The 10441-nt window shown below is 74.9% G+C and carries 6 protein-coding genes; 3 read left to right on the top strand and 3 right to left on the bottom strand.

From position 1 onward, the window contains the following. Positions 1 to 125: 125 nt before the first annotated feature. Together FOE67_RS07180 and FOE67_RS07185 are read right to left on the bottom strand one after the other, a co-directional pair. On the bottom strand, positions 126 to 2228 hold the full coding sequence (locus FOE67_RS07180) for a sigma-70 family RNA polymerase sigma factor (RefSeq protein ID WP_323384411.1): 2103 nt from the start codon (positions 2226 to 2228) through the stop codon (positions 126 to 128). 440 nt (positions 2229 to 2668) lie between these two features. Further along, complete coding sequence (locus FOE67_RS07185) at positions 2669 to 3526, bottom strand: TetR/AcrR family transcriptional regulator (protein WP_323384412.1); 858 nt, start codon at positions 3524 to 3526, stop codon at positions 2669 to 2671. A gap of 343 nt (positions 3527 to 3869) precedes the next feature. On the opposite strand from FOE67_RS07185, the gene FOE67_RS07190 reads away from it, so the two are divergent. Together FOE67_RS07190 and FOE67_RS07195 are read left to right on the top strand one after the other, a co-directional pair. Further along, complete coding sequence (locus tag FOE67_RS07190; protein WP_182661643.1) at positions 3870 to 5243, top strand: NAD(P)/FAD-dependent oxidoreductase; 1374 nt, start codon at positions 3870 to 3872, stop codon at positions 5241 to 5243. 610 nt (positions 5244 to 5853) lie between these two features. Next, complete coding sequence (locus FOE67_RS07195; protein ID WP_438874193.1) at positions 5854 to 7560, top strand: SpoIIE family protein phosphatase; 1707 nt, start codon at positions 5854 to 5856, stop codon at positions 7558 to 7560. 194 nt (positions 7561 to 7754) lie between these two features. Here the strand turns inward: FOE67_RS07195 and FOE67_RS07200 are convergent, their stop codons facing one another. Continuing rightward, positions 7755 to 9098 carry an MFS transporter gene (locus tag FOE67_RS07200; protein ID WP_323384414.1) on the bottom strand — a complete coding sequence of 448 codons (1344 nt, stop codon included), beginning with the start codon at positions 9096 to 9098 and terminating at the stop codon, positions 7755 to 7757. Between the two features lie 248 nt (positions 9099 to 9346). Between FOE67_RS07200 and FOE67_RS07205 the strand changes: the two genes are divergently transcribed. Next, positions 9347 to 9901 (top strand): MarR family winged helix-turn-helix transcriptional regulator, encoded by a 555-nt coding sequence (locus tag FOE67_RS07205; RefSeq protein WP_182661647.1) that lies wholly within the window; start codon positions 9347 to 9349, stop codon positions 9899 to 9901. Positions 9902 to 10441 lie beyond the last annotated feature (540 nt).

Raw genomic sequence — 10441 nt, forward strand, 5'->3', positions numbered from 1 at the left:
GCCCCGTTCACGGTACCCCTCCCCAGCCCTCGTTGATCCGTCACCCCTCCGTCGTCACGACGGTGGCCTCTTCCCGGCCGAACGGGTGACCCTCCTCGGAGTCACCCGTTCGGCCCGGCCGGTGCTCAGCCGCAGTCCAGCTCCGAGTCGGCCCAGGTCACCGGAGTGAGGGCGCCGAGGGGACCGCGCGGTCGGGCCTCCAGCCGTACCGTGCTCACCCCGGTCAGGTCCACCGTCACCGGCACCGCCGGGGACCCGGCCGCCACCGTGCCCGACCCCCACACGCGCACGCCGTCGGCCAGCACCGTGAACTCGGCCGCCCCCCGGTCGGAGGACGCGGTGTCGTCCACCCCCGTCGCGGCGCGGAACACCGAGCAGGGACGGTTGAGTTCGATGATCATCGTGGAGGACGCCGAGACGGTGAGGCCGTGCGCGTGGGTCACCCCGCCGATGGACGGCTGGGAACGGGGCACGAACGTTCCCACTCCGAGCAGCCGCAGGTGCGGCTCGTCGGGGGCGAGCCCGGAGAGCCCGGGCGTCAGGTGCCGGAGCTGGTACGTGCGGGGTTCCGGCTCGGGCTCGGGTTCCGGCTCGGGCTCGGGTTCCGGCTCGGGCTCGGGTTCCGGTTCCGGCTCGGGTTCGGGTTCCGGCTCGGGCTCCGGTTGGGGGTTGGGAAGCGGCTGGGGCCGTGGCTCGGGCTCGGGTCGCGGCTCCGGCTCCGGCCGGGGCGAGGGCTCGCCACCCGGGCCCGGCGCCGCCGGCGCCGGTTCCTGCGGAGCCGGTCCCTGAGCCGGAGGTTCCACCGGTGGCTCGGAGGGGGGCTCCGGTGGAGCCCCCGGTGTCCCGGCCGGTGCCTCCGCCGGTACGACCGGCTCCGGCGCGGGCCCCCCGCCGTCCGCGGGCGCGGCGGCCGCGTCCGCCTCCGATGCGGCCCGGGGTGCCGGCACCTCGGGCACCGGGTCCCCGTCCGTGACCGGTGCGGTCCCCGGCTCCGGGCGGGGCGGCTCGGGCGCGGGACCGGGCGCCGCCACTGGTGGCGGCGCGGCGGCCGGCTCCGGGGTGTCCCCGCCGAGGACGGCGACCGCGACGGCCGCCGCGCCCGCCGTCACCACCACGCCGACGGCCAGGGCGAGCTTGATCGGCAGTGCCACTCCCTCGGCCGCCGCCGCCCCGGCCGCACCCGTCCCGGCCGCACCCGTCCCGCCGAGACCGGTGGTGCCGGTCGTACCGGTCCCCGTCGCACCGCTTCCCGCACCGCTTCCCACGCCACCGGCCGTCCCGGCCCCGGCCGCGCCGATCGCCGCGAGGAACTTCGGCGCGTACCCGGCCGCGAGCCAACCGATCACGGCGATCGGCAGCACCGCGCGCAGGTGCTCGTTCAATTCGCGGACCTCGAGCGCCGCCGTCCGGCAGGTCGCGCACTCCTCCAGGTGGTGCCGCAGGCCCCGCTCGGCCCGCGACCGCAGGCCGCCCCGGGCGAACGCCCCGAGTCGATCGGCGTACCGGGCGCACTCGCCGCCCGTGGTCAGCGCCCGGTTGACGTGTGCCTGGAGGTACGCCTGCCGCAGACCCTCGCGGGCGCGGTGGGCCAACGCGGCGGTCGCGTTCGGGGTCAACCCCAGCAGTGGGGCGACCTCGCGCGGTGAGGCGTCCTCGACGGCGGTGTGCCACAGCACCGCCTGCCACCGTTCCGGCAGACTGCGGAACGCCCGGACGGCCATCGACCGCTCGGCGTCCTCCATGGCACGGACCTCGGCCGGTGCCTCCCGGCCGTCGCCCTCCCCGCCGACCCCGGCGCCGACCCGTCCCGGGCCCGCCGCGTCGGACCCGCCGGCCGGGCGGGTGTCGGCGAACTCCACGAACGTCGCGAAGTCCTCCACCAGTTGCTCGCGGCGCGCGCCGGCCGCCCAGGCCGCCGCCACCCGCCGCACCGAGGTGAACAGGTAGGCGCGCACCGCCGAGGAGGGGCCGGCGCCGCCGCGCACGGCCTGCAGGGTGGCGGTGAACACCTCGTTGGTGAGGTCGTCGGCGGTGTGGTCGTCCCGGCAGCAGGTGCGGGCGTACCGGCGCACGGCGGTGGAGTGCCGCCGGTACAACTCCTCGTACGCGCCGTCGTCCCCCACCCGCATGCGGGACAGCAGATCGGCGTCGGCCGGCCCGATCGTCGGCGATCCGGGGCCGCCCCGCCGGCCGGGGCGGGGAATCCGCTGGCGGGGGACGCGTTCCACCCCGGCCGTGTCCGCGGCCTTCCGGTTTCCCGTGTCGGCGGGGGTTTCCGTGCCTTCAGGCGGAGGGATGTCCGCGGGCGCCCCCGCCGGCGCCGTGTCCCCCGGGGCGGCGGGCGATCCGCCCGGAGCCCCGTCCGTCTCCCGCCCCCGGCCGCGCTCCCGCATGCCGTCCCGTCCCTCGTCCCGCATGGTCGGCTGCCCCCGAACACCTTGATACGACTGATACGACGTCGTCCGCCTCCCCCCGGCGGGCACCCAGGGTCCCACAACCCGGGGCCCTCGGAGCCCGGTTCGGCGACGGAAACCCCGGCGCCGCGCCCCCGACGCACGTCAGGAGCACTCCATCGAGTGAAATCCGCACGGATGTGCGGGAGTTGTCGCGCGCCGCCCCGCGCGTCGCCCTCTTCCGGGGGCCGTTCCCCGGCCCCCGGAAGGCCCGTTCAGTGGTCGAGGCCGGCCCACTCCCCGGCACCGGAGGACACCCCGGCGGCCGGCCGCAACCCGGCCAGCAGCAACTCCAACAGGCGCGAGGACCACGCCTCCCGCCTCGCCGGGTCGCCGGTCGTCGGCGGCACGGTGGAGATGACCAGGACGAGATCGGCCACCGTCACGTCCGCGCGCACCCCGCCGGCCCGGCGGGCGCGCTCCAGCAGCCGCTCCATGGCGGCCACCAGCCGCCGGGCGTCCTCGCCCTCGCCGTCACCACCGGGCCGGAACCGCTCCGTCCCGTGGTCGGGGGCGCCACCGTGCTCCGCCGGGAGAACGCGGCGCTGCCGGGGCACCCGCTCGGTGTCGGCCTCCCCCGGTGCCCCGCCCGGGCCGGCGGGGGAGGCCGCTTCCACCGGTTCGGCCCCGGGCGGAACGTCGGGAAGCCCCGCCGCCGGCAGTTCCGGCAGCAACCGGGAGACCCCCGACGCCACCGCGTCCCGCACGAATCCCTCGACCGCCGCCCACGGGTCGCCCTCCTCGTCCAGCGCGCGCTCCGCCCGTTCGGTCAGCCGCCGGGTCTCCTCCCCGACGATGTGTCGGATCAGCGAACCCTTCGTGGGGAAACGGCGGTACACCGTTCCCACACCCACCCGGGCCCTCCGCGCGATCTCCTCGATCGGTGCGTCGTAACCCAGCTCACCGAAGACGTCCCGGGCGGCGGTGACCACGTGGTGGAGGTTGCGGCGGGCGTCGGTGCGCAGGGCGCCGGCCACCGCGACCGTGCGACCCGCCACCGCCCCGGGGGCCACGGGCCCCTCCCCGCCGGCGGAGGCCAGGGCGACCGTCGCCACGGCCGATCGGGTGCCCACCGCGGGCGCGGGAGCGCTCCCGGGGCCGCGCCGACCTCCGGAAACACCGCCGTCGACCGGGTTGGTCGGGGCCGGCCCCGGATCGGGACGACCCCGGTGCGCGGACTCCGAACGGAAATGTTGAGAACGCATGACTTCCCCCGTCATCCCGCGCGGCTCCCCCCGGAGTCCGCGCGTCGTACCCACCCGGGCACGGACATCCACCGTGCCCAACGTTTCCCGACGATAGTTGAGGCCACCGGCGGCGAGTAGGGGTTCGAATCGGGAGGGATGACGCCCGATCGGCGGAGGTCTTCATCCCCACGTGTGGACAAACCACCGGTTCCGGGTGCCTCATGGAGGGGTGACCAAGGAACCCACGCGCGTCCTCATCGTCGGAGGCGGCTGCGTCGGCCTGTACACCGCGCTGCGGCTGCGCAAGAGGCTGCGGCGCGAGCTGGCACGGGGAACCGTCGAGGTCGTCGTCGTCAGCCCGGAACCGTACATGACCTACCAGCCCTTCCTCCCCGAGGCGGCGGCGGGGAACCTCTCGCCCCGGCACGTGGTGGTCCCGCTGCGGCGCGTCCTGCGCGGCTGTCGCTTCATCCCCGGTGAGCTGGTGTCGGTGGACCCGGGGGCCCGCACCGCCGAGATCCGCACGCCCGCCACCGAGGAGAGCGAGGAGCCGCCGCTCACCCTGGCCTGGGACGAACTCGTCCTGGGGGTCGGCTCGGTCTCCCGCACCCTCCCCGTGCCCGGCCTCGCCGAGCACGGCATCGGTTTCAAGACGGTCGAGGAGGCCATCGGGCTGCGCAACCACGTGCTCGAACAGCTCGACATCGCCTCCTCCACCCGCGACCCCCGGGTGCGCGACGCGGCCCTCACCTTCGTCTTCGTCGGCGGCGGCTACGCGGGGGTCGAGGCACTGGCCGAACTGGAGGACATGGCCCGCTACGCGTGCCGCTACTACCCCGGCATCTCGCCGGAGGAGACGAAGTGGATCCTGGTCGAGGCGACCGGCCGGATCCTTCCCGAGGTGGGCCTGCGCATGGGGGAGTACGCCGTGCGCGAGCTGCGCGGACGCAACATCGACATCCGCCTGGACACCCGCCTGGAGTCCATCACCGACCGGATCGCGGTGCTCAGCGACGGTTCCCGTCACCCCACCCGCACCCTGGTGTGGACGGCCGGGGTCAAGCCCAACCCCGTCCTCGCCTCCTGCGGTCTGCCGCTGGACGAGCGCGGCCGGGTGCGGTGCACGCCCGAACTGCTCGTGGAGGGCGAGGAGCACATCTGGGCCGCCGGGGACGCCGCCGCCGTGCCCGACCTGTCCGCCGACGACCCCGCCCCCGGCGGGGGCCTGCCGATCTGCGCGCCCAACGCCCAGCACGCGGTCCGTCAGGGCCGACGACTCGCCGACAACCTCGCCGCCCGCCTGCGCGGTCGCGCCCCCACCGCCTACTCCCACGCCTACGTCGGTTCGGTGGCCTCGCTGGGTCTGCACAAGGGGGTCGCCCGGGTCTACGGACGCCGCCTGAAGGGCTTCCCCGCCTGGTTCATGCACCGCACGTACCACCTCAGCCGGGTGCCCACCCTCAACCGCAAGGCCCGGGTGGTCGCCGAGTGGTCGCTCTCCGGCCTCTTCAAGAGGGAAGTGGTCTCCCTCGGTTCGCTGGAACACCCCCGGGCCGAGTTCGAACTGGCCGCCGGGGGCGAACCCCGGCGCGAGGAAGGGTAGTTCGGCTCCGCACCCGCCCCGGCCGGCCGTGGTCGGGGCGGGCGCGCATTTCCGGCCCCCGGACGGGGAACACACCATCCACACATCGGCGCCACGTCCCACCGCCGGGGCGCCCCCCGCGCGGGAGCGGTCCCGTCCGCGCGCACGCTCCCCGGGGGCCGGGGCGTGTCCGGATGCCCGGGAACATCGGCCCGGTGTGCGGGCCGTGCCCTACCCTCGGTGGCACGTCCCCGGACCCGGACCCGGCACACCGATCGCGCCGGCCCGCCCCGCACCACCCGCTCACCCCGCTCCACCCGACCGGACCCCCCACCCCGGAGCCGGCCGGCCTCCAACTCCACCTCGACCCTCACCGCACGGATCGGATCGGAACGCTGTGAACCTGACGCGCTGGGGCCTTCGTCTGCCCGGCCGGCAACGTCGCCCGGCCGCCCGCGCCGCGACCGATCCCACCCCGGTGCCCGCCGCGCGCGGAGCCGCGGCCCCGGCGTCCCCGGTCGGAGAGACCCCGGTCCCGCCGACAGGGACCCCGCCGACAGGGACCCCGGCGGGAGGGACCCCGGCGGGAGAGAACGGAAACCGCCCGGCCGCCCCGGCCAACGGCACCACCGTGCCCCTCGTCAACGGCCCGGCGACGGCCCCCGGTCTGGACACCGAGACCGTCCACGAACTCCTCGGCCGGGTCCCCGCCCCGGTCGCGGTCGTCCAGGGACCGGAACACCGCGTCACCTATGTCAACGAGGCCTACGCCGAGGTGTTCGGCGCCCGTCCCACCGGGGCCCCGGCCCGCGAGGCCCTCACCGAGTTGGTGGATCTCGGCCTGCTCCCGCTGATGGACCAGGTGCGCAACTCCGGTACCCCGCGCACCCTCAAGACCCGGCGGGTACCCGGCCCCGGCCGCGACGGCTTCTACACCTTCACCTGCACCCCGGTCGAGATGGCCCCCGCGCCGCCGCTCGCCGCCGCCCCGGCGGGCGAACCCCCGGCCGTCCCGCCGAACGCCGGTGTCCCGACCACCCCGGGCGCGCGCACCGCGACACGCGCCGGAACGCGCCTCTCCGCGCGGGGCCGTTCCGGACGCGGGCGCGCCGGCGCCTCCCGGAGTCGTCCCCGCTCCGCCGGGGTCCTCGTCTTCGCCGCCGACGTCACCGACCAGGTCGTCTCCGCCGAACGCCTCCGGGAGAGCGAGAGCCGCCAGCGCGCCGCCGCCGTCACCCTCCAACGCAGCCTCCTGCCCCGGGAACTCGAACAGCCGGACGACCTGCGGGTCGCCGCCGTCTACCAACCCGGCGGCACCGACGCCGCGGTCGGCGGCGACTGGTACGACGTCATCACCCTGGGCGCCGGCCGCACCGCCCTGGTCATCGGCGACGTGATGGGCCGCGGCGTGCGGGCCGCCGCCGTCATGGGACAACTCCGCACCGCCGTGCGCGCCTACGCCCGCCTCGACCTCCCCCCGCACGAGGTGCTCCAGTTCCTCGACGAGCTCGCCTCCGAGATCGACCCGCAGCAGATCGCCACCTGCCTGTACGCGGTGCACGACCCGCACGAGGACACCATCGTCTACGCCTCGGCCGGCCACATCCCCATCGTGGTCCGCCGCCCCGACGGCCGGGTGGAACGGGCCGAGGAACCCACCGGCCCGCCCCTGGGCACCGGTGGCTGGCTCCACACCTCCGGCACCCTGTCCTTCCCGCCCGGCTCCACCGCCGTGTTGTGCACCGACGGGCTGGTCGAACGGCGCGACGCCGACATCGAGGACGGCCTGAACACCCTGGAGGACGCCCTCGCCGGTGCCGTGGACAGCCCCCGCGTGGTCTGCGACCGCATGCTCCGCGCCATGGGCATCACCGAGCACCACGACGACGACGTGGCCGTCCTCGTCCTCACCCGCCCCGAGCGGCCCCCGCAGGAGAGCGGCCTGGCCCGGGGCGCGGTCCTGGACCTGCACGGCGGCACCGAGGCCGCCGCCCGCGCCCGGGCGTTCGCCGACGGGGTCCTGGCGAGCTGGCGGTTCCCCGACGAACTGCGCGAGGCGGGCGTCCTGGCCGCCAGCGAACTGGTCGCCAACTCCCTGGTGCACGGCCGCGCGCCCATGCGGCTGCGCCTGCGCCGCACCGACCGCCGGCTGATCGTCGAGGTCACCGACGGGGACGAGCACCTGCCGCGCCTGCGCCGGGCCCGGGAGGCGGACGAGCACGGGCGCGGGATCTCGGTCATCGCCTCGCTGGCCGCGGACTGGGGTGCCCGGCGACTGCCGGAGGGCGGCAAGTCGGTGTGGGCGGAGTTCGTCATCGAGCAGCCGCCGGGGGACTGACCCCGGCGGTGCACGGGCCCTCCCCGCTCGCGGGGGTGGGCTTTCCCGCGTTCCCCGGCGACTTCTCCCGGAATGTCGGGGCACCGGCACGACATCCCGGAACCACGGGGAGACCGGGGCCCCGGGACCCCGGAGCACAGGGACTTCCGTCGGCCGCCGCACCGGGGCGAACCCCGGCGCGACACGGCACCGGCTCAGACCACCCGGGTGACGGTCCGTTCCGCGCCGTCGGCGGACGCGGGGACGGACGCGGGCACCGGCCCCGGCGAGGAGGCGGCGATGCCCCGCCCGAGAGCGGGCCGGTCCTGCACCGCCGTCAGATGACGGCCGAGCAGCAGCGCCAGCGCGCTCACCGCCACCGAGCACACCACCATGATCACCAGGTAGGGGGCGTACCATCCCGCGGCGGCCAACAGGCCGCCGAAGGCCGGTCCCACTGCCAGGGCCAGCTGCTTGACCAGGGCGAAGGCCGCGTTGTACCGACCGATCCGACCGGCCGGCGCCAGGTCGGCGACCAGCGGCGCCACGGTCGGGGACAGCAGCGCCTCGCCCAACCCGAACAGGGCGTAGGTGGAGATCAACAGCCCCACCGCCACCGCCTGGGCGTGCGGCACCAGGCCCGAGAGACCCGCCGCCAGCCAGGCCACCGTCCAGATCACGCCCACCAGGGCGATGACCCGGCTGCGCCGCCGCCGTTCCACCCAGCGCAGCACCGCGTACTGGGCCGCCACGATGGCGGCGGTGTTCGCGGCCAGGGCGAAGCCCAGTGTCGTCGCCGACACCCGGGTCACCTCCACCGCGTAGGCGGCGAGGCCGGCCTCGAACTGTCCGTAGACGGCGAAGAACATCACGAAGCCGAGCACGCACAGCAGCAGCATCGCCCGGTGGGCCAGGATGTCGCGCAGCCCGCCACCGGCGTCGGCGGGCACCGGGGTTCCGGCCGGCCCCGCGGGGGAGTGCTCACCGGTGCCCCCGGGCAGCCGGGTCGTGCCCACCACCACGCCGAGCACCAGGAACATCAGCGCCTCGATCGAGAAGAGCAGGACGAAGCTGCCGGCCCGGTCCTCGTCCACCAGCAGACCGCCGATCATGCCGCCCAGGCCCAACCCCAGGTTGGAGAGGAAGAACTGGGTGGCGAAGGCCCGCGAGCGACCGAGCCGGGTGGAGCAGCGCACGATCATCGTGGCGAGCGCCGGTTGGATCACCGCGATGCCCGCGCCCATCAGGGCGCAGCCGGCCAGGACGGTGGGAGCCGTCCCGGCGAGCCCCAGGCCGAAGGAGCCGAGTGCGGCGGCGATCGAACCGACCACGACCACGGGCAGCGGCCCGCGCCGGTCGATCACCCGGCCGGTGAAGGGCAGGACGATCAGCGCCGCCACGGCGAACGCGGCCAGGCAGGTACCCGCCGTGGCCGCGCCCAGGTCCCGTACCCGGGCGACGTAGACGAAGAGGAACGGCACGGTGAAGCCGTTGCCGAACGCGCTCAGCGCGCTGCCGATCTGGATCCGGCGCAGTGCCGCGCCCATCGCGGTGGTCACACTCACCTCTCTCGATGTCGTGGTTCGGATGTGTGGTCCCGATGCCCCGGCCACGATCCGCCGGAGCGGCGGTGTCCTGGTGGTGTCGGGGGTGCCGCTCCCGGTGAACCGCCCCCGGGCACACCGGGAACGGCCCCGGGGCGGATGCTCCGGGGCCGATGCGGTCACCAAGACTTCGACATCGAAGACTACACACCCGAAGACCTTGACTCCGAATCCGTGCCGTGTGACGTGCGATACTCGCCCGCATGCCCAGTAAGCGGCGCGGAGAGCCGGACCTCGACGAACAGATCGCGATCTACCAACGGGAGTACCGCGACCTGGATCCGCGCGTGGAGAAGGTGGTCAACGCCCTCTCCCGACTCGACCGGCGGATGAGCGTCGCCTACGGCCGACAACTCGCGGCCCTGAACCTCAACCACGGGGAGTGGGAGGTCCTCAAGGAGCTGGTGATGACCGGCCGCCCCTACCAACTGTGGCCCGGAACCCTCGCCAACCGCCTCGGCCTCACCCCCGCCGCCGTGACCCACCGGGTCGATCGCCTCCTGGCGGCCGGCCTGGTCACCCGGGAGAGGGACGAGGAGAACCGGGTCCGCGTCATCGTCGGACTCACCGATGCCGGGCGACAGAAGTGGCTGGAGGCCATGCGCATGGCCTCCGACTTCGAGGAGGCGCTGCTCCAGGACCTCGACGGGAAGGAGCGCGACCTTCTCGGCGACCTGCTGGTGCGCCTCCTGCGCCGGGTCGAGGACGCCCAACCGGACTCGGGCGGCCGTCTGCGGGACCTCGACGGCGGGTCCTGACACCCGCCCCGAAGCCGCCGCGACGCGGTGACGGGTGTCACCCCGTGTCGAGTTGACGCCCCCGAGTGGGATGCGTAATGTTCTCCGGGCTGCCACGGAGGGCGGGTTTCGAACCGGCCTCTTCGGGGAAGCACTCGGGCCGCTCATGGCGGCCCTCACCTATCGGTGAACCTTCTTCCATTGCGACTCGTCTGCACTCCCCACCAAGGGAGCAGTATGTCGAAAAGCAAATGGGGCCCGATTTTGAATCGGGCGGGGGAATGTTCTACGGTGGTGGCAACGCCGGAGGGCGCAAAGCTCGCGCCGGAGGGCGGTAAAACACTCGAACTCCCGCCGACCGGGAGCCGGATCCGAGAGAAATCGGGTGTGGTAGAGTCGGAAACACCGAAGGGAAGCGCCCGGAGGACGAACCAGCCGAATGGCGGGGGGTTTCCGAAGGAAGCGTCCGTTCCTTGAGAACTCAACAGCGTGCCAAAAGTCAACGCCAGATATGTTGATACCCCGTCCATCCGGGTCCCGTGGAGTCTTCCGCGGTGGTTC

Origin of the sequence: Streptomyces calidiresistens, from assembly GCF_014141525.1 — a bacterium.
In the GTDB taxonomy this organism is placed as follows: Bacteria; Actinomycetota; Actinomycetes; order Streptomycetales; family Streptomycetaceae; genus Streptomyces; species Streptomyces calidiresistens.